A 20,316-nucleotide genomic window follows, 5' to 3' on the forward strand; every position below is an offset into this window, starting at 1 on the left:
AAAGTAAACTTTTTTTCAACTCCGCTCGACTTGCATGTATTAGGCACGCCGCCAGCGTTCGTCCTGAGCCAGGATCAAACTCTCCATAAAAGTGTTTGATATAGCTCAAAAAATTTTGTTAAATTGACGAGATATTACTATCTCTTTAATTCGCTTGGCTGTGTGTTCAGTTTTCAAAGAACAATATCATTCATCTCAATTACATCATGAGACACTACCTGAAAGTACATCGTGCAATATTGCGACGAGAAAGTGACGCAAGTAACGCGCAGGAGCAGATCTCTAAGTTATTGTCAGTGCACTACTTAACTTTCGCCGTTTCAGCGACAAGAAATTAATTATATCACGATAATATTTCTCTTGTCAAATTATTTTCCAAGAAACATTAAGCTGAAATAGCAACTTAAACATCATATCACATTACCTTTACATAACGCAACATTTTTTTATATTCTGTGTGACAAGATAACATCACTATCAGAACTTCAATACCGCCACTTCAGTAGCAGATAATTAATATACTATACGAATGATCATAAGACAATAGAATTCTACTATTATTACATGTCCAATTGTTTCCATATGTGAAATCCTAAAACAAAAAAAGAGGCTACATTAAGGTAGCACTCAGTTTCTATTTTTATAAACCTAGCTTAATTATTCGGCAACTAAGATAACACTACTAAGCGGTGCAATTACTAAAGAATCGCTCCCTACTATAAAATTACACTTATCCTCACCTAAAATAACGCTCCACTCTTTTACAAATGGAAGAGTGACTTTCACTTCTGCTCTACTTGCATTATGTGCAACACACAAGGTATCAGCATCACCATTCGCATGATCTCTTAAAGTAAAGGCCACACATTTTTCTGGAGTTTCTTCAAAGAAAAGATGCTTACGGATTTCTTCTGCCGTTTTCATTCGGAATGCAGGATGCTTTTTTCTAATAGCAATAAGTTTTTTCATGAATGATACTTCGTCTTGAAACTCGCTACATCGTTCCCAATCTAGTTGATTTACTTCTGTCGAAGATTTATAGCTATTTTCATCGCCGCCCTTAGTTCTCATAAACTCTTGTCCGGCATGAATAAATGCTATTCCTTGCGAAGTTAAAACAATTGCAGATGCGAGTTTATGCATCCTCTTTAAGGTATCAACTGAATCACCAGGGTTGGTTAATGCTAACTTATCCCATAACGTATGATTATCATGCGCCTCTACATAACTAACTGTTTGGGTCGGTTCTATGGCAAATGTCGATATTTCTTTTGAATACTCTATACCACCAACAAGCCCTCTTTTAATTTCTAATTCCATATCGTCTTTACCATTTACAAAGCCACTTTCATCTACAAAAAATACACTACCTTTTATCCCATCTCTCAAGTAATCATTAAAATGAGCTATATTCGGCATTTTAGGTGCATTTGTTTGGTTCGCTTTCATATCGTCAACAAGCGGCGTATCCAATACCCACCCCTCACCAATTGTAATAATTGAAGGGTCAATAAGGTCTAACTTTTTACGTATTTCATTCATTGTTTCCACATCATGAAGGCCCATTAAATCAAATCGAAAACCATCAAGGTGATACTCTCTTGCCCAGTAGACGACTGAATCAACAATAAACTTTCTAACCATCTTTCGTTCAGATGCGGTGTCGTTCCCACACGCTGATCCATTAGCTAAGGAACCATCTTCGTTATAACGGAAATAATATCCTGGCACTAATTTCATAAAATTCATACGAAATGCATCATATACATGATTATAAACTACATCCATAACTACTCTTAACCCATTGTTATGAAGCGTCGATATAAGCTCCTTTAATTCTTTAATTCGACAAGATGGTTCATACGGATTTGTTGAATAAGACCCTTCTGGAACATTATAGTTTTTTGGGTCATAGCCCCAATTATATTGAGGTGTATCTAATTTTGTTTCATCGACACTATCGGTACTATAATCATAGATCGGTAATAACTGAACATGAGTTACCCCTAAATCCTTGATATATGATAATCCTGTTGGAATTCCATTAGGACCAGTCGTACCTTGTTCACAAAGCCCTAAAAACTTTCCTTTTTTAGTCATTCCACTTTCAGGGTGCATCGATAAATCGCGAATATGTAGTTCATAAATAATTGCATCAGTCGCCGCTGTAAATGAAGATTTCTTAACTGGCCAATTAGTTGGGTTTGTTTTACTGAAATCTATGATTGCTGAACGATCACCGTTAACTGCCACCGCTTTAGCGTATGGGTCAGCCGCTTCATTCCAAGTATTGTCAATCTTTACTTTATAAGTATATAATTTACCTTCATAATTCCCAGGTAATTCTATAAACCAAACTCCTTTTTCTTGACGTTGCATAAGATGCTCACATAACGCCTCTCCATCCCAGCTATCGTACAAAACTACATATGCTTCGGAAGCTGTAGGCGCCCAAACCTTAAGAACTGTACTTTCTTTAGAAAACGTGCAACCTAGATCATCTTTTTCGTAATAAAAAAGATCATCAAACTCCTCTGAAAATACAGAGATACCTCCTGTAACAGAAGGGTCTCCATACGAAATTTCATAATTAATTTCCTTTTGTACCGCCATAATTAACCCCTTTCTCTTTAGAAAAAACAAATTTTATTATATTATTAACAATAACATATTTATCGCATTCCGTTGGCAATCGTTTGCACAATTTTGTTAACATTACTAATGATTATATTAAAATGACTCGTTTTAATTAAGGGAAAGATAAACAAACAAACTTGTACCGAAGGGAAGAGAATATTGAATGCCATAGTTTTTGATTTAGAATTAGTAAAACGTTTCCGAAAAGGTCAGCTTAGTGAAATTGTTGAAATTGGCGCATGTAAGATCGATTTGAAAGAAAAAAAACTTATTGACCAATTTCAGATTTATATCTCACCTAAAAATGGTTACATTTCAAAAAGCACAAGAAAATTTATTAAAATGACGAAAGAAGACATAAAAACTGCTATTCCATTTAGCAAAGCAATTGAACAATTTTCAATTTGGTTAGGAGATGATTATTATTTATGCGCCTGGGGAAAAGATGATAAGGCTCATATTATTAACCAATGCGTTCGAAGTAAAATGAATTTAGATTGGTTCAAAAATTATAACGATATTCAAAAACAAATTGGAGACTTATTAGTCGCCGATAACAATAGTCAATTAGGATTAAAAAATGCTTTGCAACTGGCCCAAATTGAACCCATGGGGAAAGCTCATCGAGGTATTGATGACGCTATAAACACTGCTCAATTGTTATTAAGATTTATTGATGAAATTAAACTCAACAAAAATAACGTCACAAAAAAAGAAATTTCTCAACAGTTTCTAAAAAACAAAGAAACTATCGAGCAAAATAAATTATATAAAGCTAACATATCAGCTAAATGATCAAAAACACATTCGCATTTGAAAGGACACTGAAAAGTCCCTTCATAATTGAATGTGTTTTTTACCTAACAACAAAGCTAGTGACCCCTTCATTTGTAAATACTTCATTGATCAACTACATGAACTTTGCATCGAGGTAACAAATTCAAAACAATGCTTGTGTTTATGTAATACATTTCACATAACTAATTTTTCCTTGGCATCATAAAAAAACTTTGACTGCTAAAAAGGCAGGTTATATATTTTATTTATCTAATCTCAAGGAGGAAGCATTATGACTGATGATCGTTCTTTTTATGTAAGACCTGCTAAGCAAGATGATCTTATTAATATAACTGAGCTAATAATTGCTTGTGATATTGATGAATGGGGTGAACCTGATTTTTCTAAAGAAGATTTACAAGAAATATGGGACGATATATCTTTAGATACCAACACATTTATTATCCAAACCTTTGATTACTCTATTGTTGGTTATGGTTTTATTGAAGAGATTAGTGAAGGACGTATTGATTGCTACGGATTTGTTGCCCCAAACCAAAAAGGACTAGGTGTAGGTTCCCTATTAGTAAAAGCTTTTCACGATAGAGCATCCTATTATATCGATAAATATAAAAAGTTAGGGGTTAAGCATACTTTCAATATTATTATCCCAGCCAAAAATAAAAAGGCGGTTTGTTTAATGAAAGAAAACGGATTTTCTTTCAGTAGACTTCATAGCAAAATGAGTATTGATATTGACACTTTAAATGCTTATAAAATACCTGAAACTATAAAATTAAAGTTATTTGATGCCCAAACAGACTGGGAGTTATTGTTTGATTTGTATAATCATTGTTTTAAAGACACTAGAGAACACAGAGAACAGACTTTAGATATGTGGATGACCGAGAAAACTTCCCCTGGATACGATAAAACTCTCTGGTATATTGCATACTTAAATGACGAACCTTCAGGATTTATCATGTGCAAAAAAAGTCCAGAAGCAATATGGATAGACCTACTTGGCGTTATAAATACTAGGAGGAACCTTGGAGTTGCTAAAACATTATTGAATCAAATTTTTCAGGATTGTTATACCATTAACTTTCCAAAAGTACAGTTAATGGTTGATGCAAACAGCTTAACAAATGCTAATCTTCTATATGAAAAAGTAGGAATGAAGGCTATATATCAGATTGCAGTCTTTAGTAAGAATTAGTAAAAAGTCGATACCAGTAAATCTAAAGCCAGCTAAAGATTTAGCTGGCTTTTTGTCATTACATTTTATTAAAAATATCAGTTAACACAGGTACGATTTGTTTTTTACGTGAAACAACACCTTCTAAAAGAGCTGTATTGTTTGTTAACTTAACGTTGTATGCTTGTTCCACTGCTTTCGTTTCTTTTCCTAACGCCAATCCAACAGAGTTACTGTTTAAGATATCCGTCACAACTAATAAAAATAAATCTAACTCTTTTTCTTTAATTACATTCGTAAGAACTTCTTCTAACTCTGGTTGACGAACTAAAACATCATTTGTATCAATCGCATTCACTTGTGCAATTTCCACTTTGTAATTCCCCATCTGAAATTCCTTCGCATCAAGGGATATTAACTGTTCAACTGTTTTATCAGTTAAATTAGCACCGGCTTTTAACATTTCTAATCCGTAAGAATCTGCATCAACTTCTGCAAGGTCAGCTAGTTCGCGCGCCGCTTTTACATCTTCCTCCGTACACGTTGGCGATTTAAATAATAAAGAATCAGAAATTATTGCTGATAACATTAGTCCTGCAATAGCTTTTTCAATTTTAATGCCATTTTCTTTATATAGTTTGTTTAAAATTGTTGCAGTACAACCTACAGGTTCACAGCGATAATACAAAGGATCGCTTGTTTGAAAATTAGCAATACGATGGTGGTCAATTACTTCTAGAACTCGTACCGTTTCAATATCATCAACACTTTGCTGGAACTCGTTATGGTCGACTAATATTACACTATTTACTTCATTAGCGACTGTTTGAACCAATCGTGGTGTTTCAGCTTTGAAGTAATCTAACGCAAATTGAGTCTCTCCACTAACCTCACCTAAACGAACAGGTTCTACGTCCATTCCTAATTTCTTTTTTAAGTCAGCATAAGCAATTGCTGAACAAATCGTATCAGTATCAGGATTTTTATGACCAAAAATAAGTACTTTTTCCATATTTCTACTCCTTTAATATATAATATGCAACAATTTTACCGAAAAAAGCCTGATTTGTCTAAACTGAATTTTTCCTTAACTGAAAAAGTAGCCAAAAACTCGGCTACTTTTATTACTTATTTATTATCCTTTTCGTCTAAACCTGCAAAAAGAGCATAATTTCCGTAGCTTTGCTCTTTCCCTGACAATAACAAATGAAGCACAATTCCAATGATCGTTGCCAAAGCCATACCAGCAATCTGAACATTTTCAGTTAGTTCAATAAACGCTCCTCCTATACCTACTACTAAAATAACCGAGGAAATAATCAAATTTCGTTTATGCCCTAAATCAACTTTGTTATCAATGAGCATTCTTAACCCAGAGGAAGCAATAATACCAAACAATAAAATCGAAACTCCACCCATTACAGCTGTTGGAATGGTCGCAATTAATGCCTCAATTTTCCCCATAAATCCAAATAAAATAGCTAAAACAGCAGCTCCAGCAATGACAAAAACGCTGAAAACTCTCGTGATTGCTAAAACACCAATGTTTTCACCATATGTCGTATTAGGGGGGCCGCCAAGAAATGAAGCAATCATCGTTGCCACTCCATCACCAAGAATCGATCGGTGAAGTCCTGGTTTTTTTATAAAGTCTTGTCCTACTACCTTACTTAAGACCATTTGGTCACCAATGTGCTCTGAAATTGTGACAACTGATATTGGAACCATTAAAGCAATAATCGTCCAAGAAAATTTTGGTGTGTAGGTGACAAACGGAATAATGAAATTAGGCACTCGAAACCAAGCTGCTTCTAATACTGGCGTAAAATCAACAATCCCTAAAAAATAAGCTGAAATATAACCACCGACAATTCCAAATAATATCGGTACTAGACTAAAAAAACCTCTTAAAAATATCGAACTAAAGATCGTAATTGCTAATGTAATGAGTGCAACTGTAAAGTGTAGCATTGGATCAACGAACACTCCTAGCTCATAATTAAAGTTCATTGCCATGTTTATAGCTACACTCGCTAGACCCAGTCCAATTACCATAATAACAGGACCTACTACAATAGGAGGTAATAACTTCATTAACCAATGGATACCAGTACCTTTAATAATTATTGCGATAACCGCATAAACAACACCAGCCATAAATGATCCAATCATTACCCCTTCTACTCCACCGATAGCAGTTGATGCAATAATCGGCGCGATAAAGGCAAATGATGATCCTAAATAGGCTGGAACGTTCCCTTTTGTAATGACTATATAAGCTAGAGTACCTAAGCCGCTAGAAACTAAAGCTACAGCTGGGCTTAGGCCTGTTAAATAAGGAACAAGGATTGTTGCACCAAACATCGCAAATAAATGTTGAATACTTAAAATGATCCATTTATTCCACTTCGGTATTTCGTGTACACCAAACTCTTGATGATTATTCAAAACTTAAATTCCTCCTTTTTTCCTCTTAGCTTTTGTTGAACTTATTCAATTCATTCAATACATTGCGTAAAAAACAAATAGTAAGAAGTGATTTTGCATCATAACTTCCAGAGGGAGATCAGATGGACAAATTGGCAGTTTTTTTATTAGTACAAAACTAATTTTAGTCCATAATAAATTCGTACTGCATTACAGCAATGTTTGTGATGTAGTTCGAAATGGAGGTGCATTACCATTAATGGAATGTTATTCTTCTGGTTTGTCCTATTTATAGCTGTAGTAATTGGTGTTGTTTATGTAACAAGGGTTACAGATAAGCAAAATCCTAAGTACCTACTTGTGAAATCCAACCCAATACCACAAAACCAATTCAAGGAGGAATTTGCTATGGAAAGAGATACAGATAAGATCATAAAGAAAGCTGAGATCGTTGAAACGGATGCTGCTCAAAAAGCACGTATTGAATCAATTGCACAATCTAAAGTAGAAGAAGAGATTGGAGATGAGTTAATGCCTTTAAGAAATCAGTTAGAGAGTATGCAAAATGCATTAACACAAATGCAATCTTCTCAAGGAAGTATGGGAGGAAGTAGCACAACTTCTAATCAAACCATCCAGTCTTCAAACGAACTTTTACAACAAATGCAACAATTCAGCACTCAAGCTCAGCAGCAACAACAAAAAACTTTCCAGCAGCTACAACAATCCGTTCAACAAGCATCACAAATGTTAGGAAGCGTTGGACAATCTCTACAGTCTTTTAACATGTTAAACCAAATCACACAACAAATTAATCAATCACAACAACAATTGCAACAGCAACAGCAACAAATGCAAAATCAAGGCCAAGGCCAAGGTATGTCAAGCCAAAATCAAGGCAGCTCAATGTCTAGTCAAAATATGTCCGGACAGAATGATTACAATCAATATCAACAATAACAGTGAAAAGGTAGCTAATGACATAAAGTCATTAGCTACCTCTCTAAATGTAGATTCATCCGTCCCAGTTAAAAATCTTTGATTTTATATTTTCTAAGCCGATATTGTAAACTTTGGCGACTAATCCCAAGCACCTTTGCCGTATAAGTAATATTATTTTTATTATTCATCAGAACTTTTTTTAAATAGTTTGCCTCCGCTTCTTCCATTTGATCTTTTAATTTCAATGTTAAGTTATCTAAGTCGGAAGGTTCACCCTGATGATGCTGTGACGGATAGCTAGTAACCTGCTTCGATTTATTTAAAAAATGGTATGGTAAATGGTTATAACTAATTTCTGTTTCGTTGCTAATAAGGTTCATTGCACCTTCAATGGCATGTTCAAGTTCGCGGATATTACCCGGCCAATCATAATCTAAAAATAATTGATATACTTTATTGCTTATCTTCCTAACATCCAGCTGGAACAAATGATTATACTTTTCAATAAATGTTTGAACTAATAGCGGAATATCCTCTTTCCGTTCTCTAAGTGGTGGTATGACTAGAGAAACCACACTTAAACGATAATACAAATCTTTGCGTAGTCTATTGTTTGCAATAGCTTCTATTGGGTCTTCATTGATAGTGGCGATAATTCTAACATCAATTTCTTTGTCTTTCGTATCGCCAACTCTCCTAATCGATTTTTCTTGGATCGCTCTTAATAATTTCGCCTGTAGTGCTATGTTTAGCGAATTAACTTCATCTAGTAAAATCGTTCCACCTTCTGCTTGCTCTAGTAAGCCAGGGTGGTCAATTGCCCCAGTAAACGCGCCTTTTTTTGTACCAAATAATAGACTCTCAATTAAGTTATCGGGCAAAGCAGCGCAATTTTGCGAAATAAACGGCTTGTTAGAGCGGTCACTACCGTGATGAATACTTTGTGAGAATAATTCTTTTCCAGTCCCTGTTTCCCCAATAATTAGAACCGACGAAGATGTACGTGTTGCTCGTTTACTATTTTGAATTACTTCTTTTATTGCTCTACTTTCTCCAATAATACTTTCAAACTTATATCTAATATTACCGCTTTTTAATACATTTTCTTTTAACCTTTCTAATTTGGTAATATCACTTGCAAGTTCTACAGCAGCAATAATATTACCATCTTTAATTATCGGGAAGGTGTTATTAATAGTCGTAATCTCTTTTCCTTTATTCGTAAAATAGGTCTGTTTCGCATTTTTTGTTGCAGTACCATTTTCCAATGCTAGTAATAACCTACTCTCTTTTCTACTTTTAAACGAAAAGATCTCTAGTAGGTTTTTATTTAATACATCATTTAGTTGCATTGACTCTAATTGCATCTTTTTCTGATTATAAATAATTGTATTACCTTCAGTATTAACTACTTGAACTCCTACATTTATTTCGTTTAAGATGCTTTCGTATATATAAATCATGTTTTTTAATTGCTTTAATTCCTCTTTGAGCTTCATTTGTTGTCCCCCTCAACAAGAGTATATGCAAAATCAGTTAGCGGTGCAAAATGATATTGCTCTGAACTAAAAAATAGCCGCTCCGTTTAAATTGGATCAGCTATTTTTTGGAGGAGTATGTTCATATTCGAAAACGTCAAAATAGAAAGACTAAAAATTATTGTTCAAGTCTTATCTATTAATCGACCTAATATACTTATAGGTTGAGTAACTATTTTTTTAATCGTTTCTATACATTCAAGCTTAACTGTTGCAATAACACAAGTAACAGGGCCGGCAGATTTATGTAAGTCTAAACCTGTTTGGAATTTAATAAGGGACATCTGGTTTCGTTTTAACAATTCATTTAGTTCATAATTAATCCCTTTAGAACCAATCGGGACAATTTCATGAACCCCAACAATCTCTCGTAATTCTTGAACAACAGGCAAATTGCAAATTTCAGGATCTTCTAAAGACACTTCATTTCCTACTTTGGGAACACCAATACAAATGACTTGATCTCCGGGGGAACTTTCACATTCTAAATTCGACACTTCACCGATAGCCGTTATACCAACACCCGTTTGTTGGACAGGCATATTTTCTTCTGTGCTGCCATTTAATAAGTTATTTGTATCTAATCCTAGTTGCTCTGCTTCTGCTCTAATTCCACTGATAATCTCTTGACCGGTTGGATTCATTTCCACAGCTAATGTGTCAATAATCGTTATCGGTTTTGCACCAACTGAGATTATTTCCATAAGGACAACTCTTGCTAGAAAACGCCCTAATGTATAACCATCTGTTTTTACCACGTCTAATTTCTTTGGACCGATACCACCAGAAGAATCACAGGCAATGACAAAACTTTTCTCATCGTCATGCAAGATTGTCAAATCACGGTACCTACTAATCCTCATCATTTAAATCCTTCCTTTCAAGGTCCGAACTACGATCGCAACAATAATTAAGTTTACCGCAGAACCAACTAATATAGGTATAAGCATCACCGAAAAAAACGGTAGACCAAACTGAGGAATTAATATAAATGAAGCTGGTGCTGCTACTCCATTTAGTAATAGACCAACCACAAGCGCCATGAATAAGCTACCTTTTCTAAAAATAATTCCAACTAAAGCACAAATTAAGCCCATTTCTGTTGCAATTAATAGATGAATAGGAATCGTTAAAGGAAAGCCAACATTTAACGAAGTTAGTAAATGTCCCATAAAAGCTACGATTGCCCCTGGAACAGGCCCTAGTAGCATTGCTGCTATAAATGCCGGTGCAGAATCTAATGCTACTGTTCCAAACGGGCTTGGAATTTTTATAAAGCTTCCCACAAAAGCCAGTGCAATAAACATCGCCATTAGTACGATTTGTTTCGTTTTAAATTTGTAAGTCTTTTTCATCTTTTTCGTTTCCATCTTTTCATTTCCCCCTTTTTTAAAACAAAAAAAGCCATCAATAAGCATACTTAACTTATTGAAGACTTTTCCATCATCCTCATTGTTCACTTTAGGCAGGTCTCCTGGCTTACGGTTCTTTTTACTCCCTTACCTTCCTACTTACGTAGTGGTTTTTAAGGTTTCATCCCCGATTACAGTGGTGGGTCCGCATCATTTAAGAGTTATACAACCTCTTTTGATTTCCCTATTCTCCATTAATTGGCACCTAAAACGTCTATTTAATTACTTTCATTTTATTAACTGGGACAAAAGAAGTCAATGATAAATAGTAAAAACTTTGGACCTTTTAAGGTCACAAAAAGCAACCAAGAATTTAACTCATGGTTGCTTTTGCTTGTTATTCTTTTATCTCAACCTTATACTCCCTAAGCCACGTATCAATCTGGGCTAGATGAGCGATCAGCTGCGGGCCATTCATCAGTTGCCCAAACCACGGTTTCTTAAATGCTGCTCCATCTGTTTCAATTATTTCTCGCACCTTCTGTTCATCTACAAATTGTAACAATGGTGACGATGGATCATCGACTATTTCTTGTAACCATTGTTTGACTGCCTTTGTATAGTGAGGATTATGAGTTTTTGGGTAAGGGCTCTTTTTACGATAAAGGACATTATGTGGCAACATGCCTTCTAACGCTTTTCGTAAAATCCCTTTCTCACGTCCTTCAAAGTTTTTCATTTGCCATGGGATATTCCAAACATATTCGACAAGTCGATGATCAGCAAATGGTACCCTCACTTCAAGACTTGCCCCCATACTCATCCGGTCTTTGCGATCGAGTAATGTCGTCATAAACCAAACAATGTTTAAATAAAACAACTCACGGCGCCTTGCTTCTTCTTTACTTTCACCTTCAAGACGTGGTGTTTCAGCCAATGTGTCTGTATAACGATTCATGACATAATCTTGAAGCTGAAGTTTTTCGCGCCATTCAGATTTCAGTAACGCTTCCCTTTCTAAAGTAGAGTGCATCCAAGGAAAGCTATTTCGGTTCATTAAATCTTCGCGATGGAACCATGGATAACCACCAAAAATTTCATCTGCGCACTCACCTGATAAACCAACTGTTACATCTTTTTTAATTTGTTTACAAAACCAAAGCAATGAAGAATCAATGTCAGCCATGCCTGGTAGATCGCGGACAAGGACGGCTTCTATCAAATAGCCAGCCAAATCTTCATTCGTAATAATACAAGAGTGATGCTTTGTTCCTAAATAATCAGATACCTCTTTAATCCAAGGCCCATCTGCATTTGGTTGAAAATCGTTAGCCTTAAAGTATTTATCATTATCGACATAGTCGACAGAATAGGTATGGAGTGGACCTCTACCTTCTTTTTTAAAATACTTTGCGGCAAAAGACGTTAACGCGCTTGAATCGACACCCCCAGATAAAAATGTACTCACTGGAACATCGGCGACAAGCTGTCTTTCTACCGTATCTTGTAGCAACCATTGAATTTTGTCCGCTGTTTGTTCAATCGTGTCTTCGTGGTACGTACTTTTCAAACTCCAATAACGGTAAACTTTTAGCCCACTACGATTATATTTTAAGGCGTGACCAGGACGTAATTCCTTCATATTATGAAAAACACCGTGGCCTGGAGTTCTCGAAGGACCTAAACCAAATACTTCAGCTAACCCTTCCTTTGTTACCTCTGACTTTACATCTGGATGAGCTAGCACAGCTTTTAGCTCTGAGCCAAACAATAAAGCACCACTTAATTCCTGATAAAAAAGCGGTTTAACACCTAAACGATCTCGAGCAATGAACAACTCCTCTTTTGCTGCATTCCAAATGGCAAAAGCGAAAATTCCATTTAAGCGATCGACACAATCAGGTCCCCACTCGATAAATGAAGTAAGCAAAACTTCGGTATCAGAGTGTGACTTAAACGAGTGTCCTCGTTGTAACAACTCCTTGCGAAGATCCTCTGTATTATAAAGTTCGCCATTATAGGCTATTGTAAACGTTTTGTCATATGCTGACTTTGTCATCGGCTGTTTGCCACCTTCAGGATCAACAACAACTAATCGTGTATGACCAAAGGAAGCATGTGGCGAACTCCAAACATTGGAATCATCCGGACCTCGCTTCTTTAATGTAGCCGCCATTCGTTCTACCATCTTTGTTTCTTTTGTTAAATCCTTTTTCCAATCAATCCAACCAGTAATACCACACATCTATATCAACCCCTCCTAGGGAATCTTGTTAATTTAATGGGGCGTAGCGCCCATACATCAACATATTCACATATAGGGTCACTCGTTCATTAAATTTGTCGATTGGCATGTATTCTCACATAAATTCTTTCATGCATAGTTTTTTCTATTGTAGAGATATTATGGATAGGGTTTACAAAATAAAGGAGGTATACATATGAACGTCAATCGAGCAAAACAAATTTTAGACTCTGCCAAAGAAATTGAAGTACAGCATAACGGTACTTCGATCTGGATTCAGAATGTTAATAATGAGGATGGTACAGCTCGCGTTTATCCAAAGGAAAATCCTGAAAATGAAATGACAGTAGACGTACAAGAACTTCAAGAGATGTAAAGAAGGAATGCGAAAAGCAAAACTTTTTAAAAATCGGTTATCTTTATTTCTTTCTCAAAAAAGAGGTCATCCCAAAAACAAAGTATCAGTCACCTCACCTACTATAAATAGAGTTTGTACAGCCATACACTTCTATCTATAGACGACTTCGAGGTGCTCTGACACTTATAGGACAGCCTCTTCTCCTTTTATTGTAGTTCTTTCTTTCTAATATACGTTAGAAGCTCGTTACATGCTTCCTCTACTAAATCATAAACCTCTTCAAAATTCCCTGTAAAATATGGATCTGGGACGTCAACAACCTCTGACTCAGGAATGAAATCTAAGAGTCTTCGGATTTCGCCTGATGCCTCTCTACCTTTTATACGGTGTAAGTTCCCTAAGTTTTCTGCATCCATCGCAATGATGTAATCAAACTCTTTCAAGTCTTCGGAACTGACCTGTCTAGCTGTAATATTGGCACTATCAATATTCTTGTCTTTTAAAATTTGCAAAGTCCCTTCATGGGGACGGTTGCCAATATGCCAATTCCCTGTTCCAGCTGAATCAATTGAAAATTTATCCTCAAGTCCAGCTTCTTTCACCTTTTGTCTAAAAATGGCTTCAGCCATTGGTGAGCGACAAATATTTCCTAAACAAACAAATAACACTTTTATCATTTTAGAGCCCCTTTGTTAATATGTTAATGAATTTCATAATTCATTATTTTCGCTATTAAGTTCTAAATATAGCTCGGTTAAGGTAATTATGAAATTCACTCATGTAATAAACTAATTATAGCTTTTCTTTATTTTACTGCAATATTACAAAAGTTTGTTTTTCTCTTGTCCTTAACTTTAACGTTCGTCTTGTCTGTCTCTTTTACAAAAGGAAATCCTCTCAACAAGTATTGAGAGGATGTGTGAAAACGTAGTATATATTTTAATTTAATTTTGTAGATAATTATGGCTACGCAACTAACGTTTTACTTAAAGATTTCTCTGTGCTCTTCTTTAATCATTGCAAGAATATCTTCTACAGTCTTAAATTCTTGCCCAACGCAATAGCTCTTAATATTTCGTAGAGAACAACTACATTCAGGATTACCTTGAAGAATTTGAACGATTTCCTCATCATCACATTCTATTTCTTCTAACATGTTGCCTTCGCAGTTACAATCACTGTTTGCAAATTTTTCATAAATAACAAAAAAATCATTCTTTGTTTCCTCTGTGAAAAATTCTGTTGTTTCGATTAGATCTCGAACGATCACGCCTTCACTTCCTATTCTTGTTTTTTGAATTCACTTTTGCACTACTACTATATCACCTTTTCTTACAGATTGGAGTAAACAAATCGTAAAAAAATTATTACAATACGTTGAACAAAAAGTGAACGTCTATTCAGCCTTAGTTACTTTTTATATCAATAATGTCTTCAGTATCAATCGTTAGTAAAGTCCCATCATTATCGATACGAATACACCCTCTAGCAGGATCATAACGTTCAATAACACCTACAACTACTTTGTAATCATATTCTTGGTAGTATGTTACTATTACTGAATTGTTAGTTTCAATTGCAAAACGAATCAAATCGTTCATTTCTTCAAGCTGCTGCTCATCAATAAGTGGCTTTGATTTGTTGTTTTCATTCATCTTTAACTCCCGAAGCATCGCTACATGCTCAGGTAGCATCATCGCTGTCCATTTTATATTACCCCGATCTCTAATAATTTTTCTCACCTCTTTCAAAGTTCTAAAAAATTTTTTTATCTCAAGTATTTACGATTTATGGCCACCAACAAGTTTACTACGATGTTTAGCTGTTCCTGCCTGCGTATAAGAAACTGCTCTAAGTAGCTTATCTGAACCGTGTTTCTCTCTGATAAAGTCCATTACATAACCTAAATTTCTTTGACGAGGCTTGTTCGGTTCAAACAAACTAAGTTGAATTTGATCATCGTTTAGTACATTCGAAAGGGTAATAGAGATGCTTCGGACAGTTTCCCCTTGGTAGTGCTCATAAAAAAGCTGTAAGCACGCTTTATATATTTCTAGGGTAATATTTGTTGCGCCTTGAAGCGTAATCGATCTGTGAAAACCTCCGCCTGCCACATCCTTGCTGTAACCAATTCCTAAGCTAATTGTTCTTCCTGCCTTTTTAGCTGTCCGCGCTCTTCTAGCCACTTCTTCGCACATTTCTAAAATGACGTGTTTTACTTCTTCACGATCACAATAATCACGAAGTAAGATTTGACTTTTTCCAAAGCTAATTTGACCTTGCATAAGAGGAGCACCAAGATCAGAAAGATCGACTCCATTGGCATGATAGTAAAGCTGGTTTCCGATAATCCCAAAATGTTTTTCAAGTAACGGTAATGGCGCATTGGCTAATTGACCAATAGAGAAAATCCCTAATTTATGTAACCGCTTCTCGACTCTCGAACCAATTCCCCACATTTTGCGTAACGGAGATACATTCCAAAGCTTCGTTTCTACATCAGCATATGTCCACTTCGCAACCCCTACCTTTTTCGCTTCTAAATCAAGACAAACTTTTGCCAGCAGCATATTTGGTCCAATACCAATAGAACAGCTTAAACCAAACTCGGTTAACATTTCCTCGCGGATCCGCTCTGCAAGTTCCCACTCACTTCCCCAAAGTCGTCTCGTTCCTTTAACATCAAGAAAGCTCTCGTCAACGCTATACGTGTGAATTGCTTCTAATGGAACGTATTGATTAAAAAACTGGGTCAGCTTTGTAGAAACTTGTAAATACGTCGTCATTTGAGCGTTGACAATTTTTATACGAGGGTCACTCGGAATTTCAAAGAGACGATTTCCGGTTTTAATCCCAAACTCTGCCTTCAATCGAGGTGTGGCAGCTAAAACCACACTCCCTCCCCTCTCGGTATCTCCAACAACAGCTAAATAACATGTCAATGGATCTAAACCAAGGGCGAGAGCCGAACAACTCGCATAAAAACTTTTCATATCAATACAAAATATTGTTCGTACCGGTAATGAATTATAATCTATTTTCATCTTGCCACTCCTTTCTTAAAATAAGTGCATAAAAAAGAGAACGTATATTCGTATATAATATTCTCTATTATAAACGAATATACGTTCTCTTTTCAATTTGAAATTAATTCTATTTTTGGTTAAGCTTCTTTCCTGCAAGTTTTTCAACTAGGCTAGGGAATAGCTGATATAAGGTCGTCCCAAGCCCCATCCAACCTGGTAAGTTAAGCTCACGCTTTGGCTTTTCAATTAATTTGAGAATTTTTTCCGAAACAAAGGCTGGCTCAAGCATAAATTTCTCAACATTTTTCGTATAGCTTCCTGTACCGTCAGCGCGATCAAAAAATGGGGTTTTAATCGGACCGGGATTTACAGCACTCACAAAGATGTTCGTATCATTTAATTCCATTCGTAAGCTATTTGTAATTGCTAAAACAGCATGCTTGGTAGCTGAATAGACACTAGATTTTGGCGTTGCAAGCTTTCCTGCCTGTGAAGCAATGTTAATAATCTGCCCCTCATTTTCTGCGAGCATTGCGGGAAGTACAGCTTTTGTGCAAGCGATTAATCCAAAGACATTAACATCGAACATACCTTTTATGTCATCTAATTTAGAATTAATAAAAGCGTCAAAAATTGCGTAACCAGCATTATTAATTAAAACATCGATTTTCGGGTATTTTTCTAAGATTTGTGCAAAAGTATGAACAACAGCATCGTTGTCAGCAACATCTACTGTAAAGAAGGGCGCTTCTATACCCGTTGTTTTTAAAATTTCCTCACTAACTCTTTGTAACTTATCTGTGGAGCGCGCCAACAATACTGGTATCCCGCCTTTTTTTGCTACATCTAAAGCTAAAGTCGCACCAATTCCACTTGATGCACCTGTGATGATAATGATTTTATTATGTAAATACGAATTCAATGATTTCACCTCTATAAATTTTTCGGAACAATAAGCTTGAAGTAATATATATGACTTTAACCTCTTTCTCTACTTTACTTCAGTAACAAAGTTTATTATAATTCATATCCATATAGGATACTTAATAAGTCCTTAACTTTTTTATACTTTAATCCTTTAATATAGTCAAACTTAAAGGTAAAAAAGTATTGACAGTAAAAATAAAATGACAGATAATTAAAAAAACTCAAAAGATAAAGTGTTGAAAGGGACTAGTAAATAAACGTTTTGGCGAAAGAGAGTGGAATTCAGCGGCTGAAAGATTCCATCGCAGAAAACTTATTGAACCTACCCTGGAGCGTTAGGCTAAACCTAACCGTTACCAGCGTTAATGGTGTTAAGAGGGCATCAAACTGATGTCAATTAAGGTGGTACCGCGGATAATAACTCTTCCGTCCTTGTATTTTTATAAGGACGGAAGAGTTTTTTATATTTTTAGAAAAAGAGGGATTTATTATGAGTAAGCAGCGCATTGTCGTAAAAATTGGTAGTAGCTCATTAACAAACAGCAATGGTGGTCTTTCTATTGAAAAACTCATTGAACATGCGAACGCACTAGCTAAACTAAAAGAACGAGGTCACGAAGTTATTTTAATTTCATCTGGGGCTGTAGCTGCAGGTTTTACAAAGCTTGGTTACCCAACAAGACCTGTGACAATCGCAGGAAAACAAGCAGCTGCGGCAGTTGGGCAAGGGTTGCTAATGCAAGGCTACGAAGAAGCTTTCGGACGCCATGACATTGTTGTTGCTCAGCTCCTGTTAACCCGTAATGACTTTATTAGCCAAGAACAGTACAGCAATGCTTATGCCGTTTTAGCAGAGTTGCTCACGCGCAATGTTGTACCGATCATCAACGAGAACGATTCTACTTCTGTTGAAGAGCTAACCTTCGGCGACAACGACATGCTTTCTGCCTTAGTTAGCGGACTAGTTCATGCAGACTTTTTAGCGATATTAACAGATATAAATGGTTTGTACGACGAAGACCCACGAAAAAATCCTAAAGCCAAAAAATATCATTATCTTCCTACCGTTAATGATGAACTGTTACAGCAAGCTAAGGAAACTGGCTCAAAAGTAGGAACTGGAGGCATGAAATCGAAAATAGAAGCAGCTAAAACTGCAAATCTCCTAGGAGTTAATGTCTTTATTGGCACCGGTCAAGGGGAACATAAGTTGATAGACATCCTCCTTGGCAAAGGCGACGGAACATATATTGGTTTAGCTACAAAAAAAGGCGTAAAGAACAAAAAACAATGGATTGCCCTTCACTCGACGCCAAACGGAAAAATTGTCATTGATGATGGTGCCGTTCAGGCGATCTTAACAAAAGGAAAAAGCTTATTACCTATTGGAATTCAAGACGTTTCAGGAACATTTCAAAGGGGTGATGTGGTGGAAGTCATCAGTTGCCGTGGAAAAGTGATTGGAAAAGGTAAGGTTAACTATTCTTCAGAAGAACTACTTTCAATTAAAGGAAAAGAAAGCTCTGAAGCGAAAAAAACAACAAACTGTCATTATGATGAAGCTATTCATCGTGATCACTGGATCACATTTCATAAGGGAGGTATTTAAATTGAATGAATTAATCATAAAAGCCCAACAAGCAAAGGCAATAACAGGTTTACTTGGAGCCGCTTCTACTGCTCAAAAAAACGAGGCATTAACGCTAATTAATGAAGCATTAATAAGTGAAATTGCTTATCTATTAGAGGAAAATGAAAAAGATATCGTCGCAGGAAAAACAGCCGGTCTTTCTGATGGTTTACTTGATCGTTTAAAACTAACCGAAGCAAGAATTAAAGATATGGCAGCAGCCCTCAGACAATTAGTAGAACTTGAGGACCCTGTCGGTGCCGTAACGTTTGAAGCCGAACGCCCGAACGGACTACAATTAAAAAGAGTTCGCGTCCCTTTAGGTGTGATTGGAATGATTTACGAAGCTAGACCGAATGTAACCGTTGATGCTGCTAGTCTTTGTTTAAAAACAGGTAATGCTGTATTGCTACGAGGAAGCTCATCTGCCATCCATTCTAACAAAGCACTAGTTCGAGTCATTCATAATGGACTTAAACAAAGCTCGCTACCTACAGAGGCCGTCCAGCTAATTGAAGATACATCAAGAGAAACCGCCGAGAAAATGTTTAAGTTAAACGAGTATTTAGATGTCCTAATTCCACGGGGCGGTGCTTCTCTTATTCGTGCAGTTGTGGAAAAAGCTTCTGTTCCTGTATTAGAAACAGGTGTTGGAAACTGTCATATTTTTATTGATGACACAGCTGAAGAAAAAATGGCGATCGATATTCTCACTAACGCAAAAACACAACGCCCTTCCGTTTGTAATGCATGTGAAACAGTACTTGTTCATAAAGACTGGGCAAAGCTTCATTTTACAAGTTTAGTCGATACCCTTATTAAAAAGCAGGTTGAATTACGGGGCGATGAATTAGCGATGAAATTAGACAATCGAATTATTCCCGCGACTAAGGAAGATTGGGAAACTGAATTTCTTGAGTTAACATTAGCTGTAAAAATTGTTAATTCGGTCGATGAGGCAATAAATCATATCAGCCAATATGGCTCTAAACACTCAGAAGCAATCATTTCTGAAACGAAGCAACATGTAGAGCATTTTTTCACCTTTGTAGATGCTGCTGCTCTTTACCATAATGCCTCTACCCGTTTTACCGACGGATTCGAATTCGGCTTTGGCGCAGAGATCGGTATTAGCACACAGAAACTCCATGCTAGAGGGCCAATGGGACTAGAAGCATTAACATCATCAAAATATATTATTTTAGGCAATGGACAAATTCGAACTTAATAAGAAAAGCGCTGAGCGGCCGCGGAGCTGC

General features: G+C 36.1%; 18 protein-coding genes, 1 rRNA gene, 1 riboswitch and 1 other annotated feature. Of the genes, 6 read left to right on the forward strand and 13 right to left on the reverse strand.

Annotated features, from left to right (window positions below; all coding sequences use genetic code 11):
- Together ACK4M9_RS09765 and pulA are read right to left on the reverse strand one after the other, a co-directional pair.
- Positions 1-90 (reverse strand): 16S ribosomal RNA (locus tag ACK4M9_RS09765); the annotation flags it as partial.
- Between the two features lie 567 nt (positions 91-657).
- Entirely contained in the window at positions 658-2,613 is a 1,956-nt protein-coding gene (gene pulA / locus ACK4M9_RS09770) for a type I pullulanase (protein ID WP_409849875.1), read from the reverse strand.
- Positions 2,614-2,796: 183 nt separating this feature from the next.
- On the opposite strand from pulA, the gene ACK4M9_RS09775 reads away from it, so the two are divergent.
- Together ACK4M9_RS09775 and ACK4M9_RS09780 are read left to right on the forward strand one after the other, a co-directional pair.
- Positions 2,797-3,432, forward strand: coding sequence for a 3'-5' exonuclease (locus ACK4M9_RS09775; RefSeq protein ID WP_409849877.1), 636 nt, complete (start codon positions 2,797-2,799; stop codon positions 3,430-3,432).
- Positions 3,433-3,706: 274 nt separating this feature from the next.
- On the forward strand, positions 3,707-4,633 hold the full coding sequence (locus ACK4M9_RS09780) for a GNAT family N-acetyltransferase (protein ID WP_409849879.1): 927 nt from the start codon (positions 3,707-3,709) through the stop codon (positions 4,631-4,633).
- Positions 4,634-4,691: 58 nt separating this feature from the next.
- Here ACK4M9_RS09780 and ACK4M9_RS09785 read toward each other — a convergent pair whose 3' ends face one another.
- Positions 4,692-5,624, reverse strand: a complete 933-nt coding sequence (locus tag ACK4M9_RS09785) for a manganese-dependent inorganic pyrophosphatase (RefSeq protein ID WP_409849881.1) — start codon at positions 5,622-5,624, stop codon at positions 4,692-4,694.
- A gap of 116 nt (positions 5,625-5,740) precedes the next feature.
- A complete protein-coding gene (locus ACK4M9_RS09790) occupies positions 5,741-7,060 on the reverse strand; it encodes a solute carrier family 23 protein (protein ID WP_409849883.1) in 1,320 nt (439 codons plus the stop codon).
- Between the two features lie 387 nt (positions 7,061-7,447).
- Here ACK4M9_RS09790 and ACK4M9_RS09795 point away from each other — a divergent pair, with 387 nt between their 5' ends.
- The gene (locus ACK4M9_RS09795) at positions 7,448-7,999 is read left to right on the forward strand and encodes a hypothetical protein (protein WP_409849885.1); all 552 of its coding nucleotides are present in this window, start codon (positions 7,448-7,450) and stop codon (positions 7,997-7,999) included.
- Positions 8,000-8,067: 68 nt separating this feature from the next.
- Here the strand turns inward: ACK4M9_RS09795 and ACK4M9_RS09800 are convergent, their stop codons facing one another.
- The 4 genes from ACK4M9_RS09800 to asnB all read right to left on the reverse strand — a co-directional run bounded on the left by ACK4M9_RS09800 (position 8,068) and on the right by asnB (position 13,116).
- Positions 8,068-9,480 carry a sigma-54 interaction domain-containing protein gene (locus ACK4M9_RS09800; RefSeq protein WP_409849887.1) on the reverse strand — a complete coding sequence of 471 codons (1,413 nt, stop codon included), beginning with the start codon at positions 9,478-9,480 and terminating at the stop codon, positions 8,068-8,070.
- A gap of 164 nt (positions 9,481-9,644) precedes the next feature.
- The gene (locus ACK4M9_RS09805) at positions 9,645-10,385 is read right to left on the reverse strand and encodes an AIR synthase related protein (RefSeq protein ID WP_409849889.1); all 741 of its coding nucleotides are present in this window, start codon (positions 10,383-10,385) and stop codon (positions 9,645-9,647) included.
- Positions 10,386-10,889: an ECF transporter S component gene (locus tag ACK4M9_RS09810; RefSeq protein ID WP_409849891.1), complete on the reverse strand. Its 504-nt coding sequence runs from the start codon at positions 10,887-10,889 to the stop codon at positions 10,386-10,388.
- 77 nt (positions 10,890-10,966) lie between these two features.
- Positions 10,967-11,155, reverse strand: a riboswitch (cobalamin riboswitch).
- 113 nt (positions 11,156-11,268) lie between these two features.
- Entirely contained in the window at positions 11,269-13,116 is a 1,848-nt protein-coding gene (asnB, locus tag ACK4M9_RS09815; protein ID WP_409849893.1) for an asparagine synthase (glutamine-hydrolyzing), read from the reverse strand.
- 196 nt (positions 13,117-13,312) lie between these two features.
- Between asnB and ACK4M9_RS09820 the strand changes: the two genes are divergently transcribed.
- Positions 13,313-13,492, forward strand: a complete 180-nt coding sequence (locus tag ACK4M9_RS09820) for an H-type small acid-soluble spore protein (RefSeq protein WP_409849895.1) — start codon at positions 13,313-13,315, stop codon at positions 13,490-13,492.
- Positions 13,493-13,680: 188 nt separating this feature from the next.
- Here ACK4M9_RS09820 and ACK4M9_RS09825 read toward each other — a convergent pair whose 3' ends face one another.
- The 5 genes from ACK4M9_RS09825 to ACK4M9_RS09845 form a co-directional block, all read right to left on the reverse strand.
- Positions 13,681-14,151 (reverse strand): low molecular weight protein-tyrosine-phosphatase, encoded by a 471-nt coding sequence (locus tag ACK4M9_RS09825; protein ID WP_409849897.1) that lies wholly within the window; start codon positions 14,149-14,151, stop codon positions 13,681-13,683.
- 305 nt (positions 14,152-14,456) lie between these two features.
- Complete coding sequence (locus ACK4M9_RS09830) at positions 14,457-14,744, reverse strand: hypothetical protein (protein ID WP_409849899.1); 288 nt, start codon at positions 14,742-14,744, stop codon at positions 14,457-14,459.
- A 136-nt stretch (positions 14,745-14,880) separates the two neighbouring features.
- Positions 14,881-15,216, reverse strand: coding sequence for a YolD-like family protein (locus tag ACK4M9_RS09835; RefSeq protein WP_409849900.1), 336 nt, complete (start codon positions 15,214-15,216; stop codon positions 14,881-14,883).
- A gap of 39 nt (positions 15,217-15,255) precedes the next feature.
- Positions 15,256-16,518 (reverse strand): Y-family DNA polymerase, encoded by a 1,263-nt coding sequence (locus tag ACK4M9_RS09840; RefSeq protein WP_409849902.1) that lies wholly within the window; start codon positions 16,516-16,518, stop codon positions 15,256-15,258.
- Between the two features lie 109 nt (positions 16,519-16,627).
- Positions 16,628-17,422 carry an SDR family NAD(P)-dependent oxidoreductase gene (locus ACK4M9_RS09845; protein WP_409849904.1) on the reverse strand — a complete coding sequence of 265 codons (795 nt, stop codon included), beginning with the start codon at positions 17,420-17,422 and terminating at the stop codon, positions 16,628-16,630.
- Positions 17,423-17,654: 232 nt separating this feature from the next.
- Positions 17,655-17,864: a binding site (T-box leader), on the forward strand.
- Between the two features lie 53 nt (positions 17,865-17,917).
- Between ACK4M9_RS09845 and proB the strand changes: the two genes are divergently transcribed.
- On the forward strand, positions 17,918-19,036 hold the full coding sequence (proB, locus tag ACK4M9_RS09850; protein ID WP_409849906.1) for a glutamate 5-kinase: 1,119 nt from the start codon (positions 17,918-17,920) through the stop codon (positions 19,034-19,036).
- Position 19,037: 1 nt separating this feature from the next.
- Complete coding sequence (locus ACK4M9_RS09855) at positions 19,038-20,285, forward strand: glutamate-5-semialdehyde dehydrogenase (protein WP_409849908.1); 1,248 nt, start codon at positions 19,038-19,040, stop codon at positions 20,283-20,285.
- Positions 20,286-20,316 lie beyond the last annotated feature (31 nt).

This window comes from Anaerobacillus sp. (genome assembly GCF_046314235.1).
In the GTDB taxonomy this organism is placed as follows: Bacteria; Bacillota; Bacilli; order Bacillales; family Anaerobacillaceae; genus Anaerobacillus.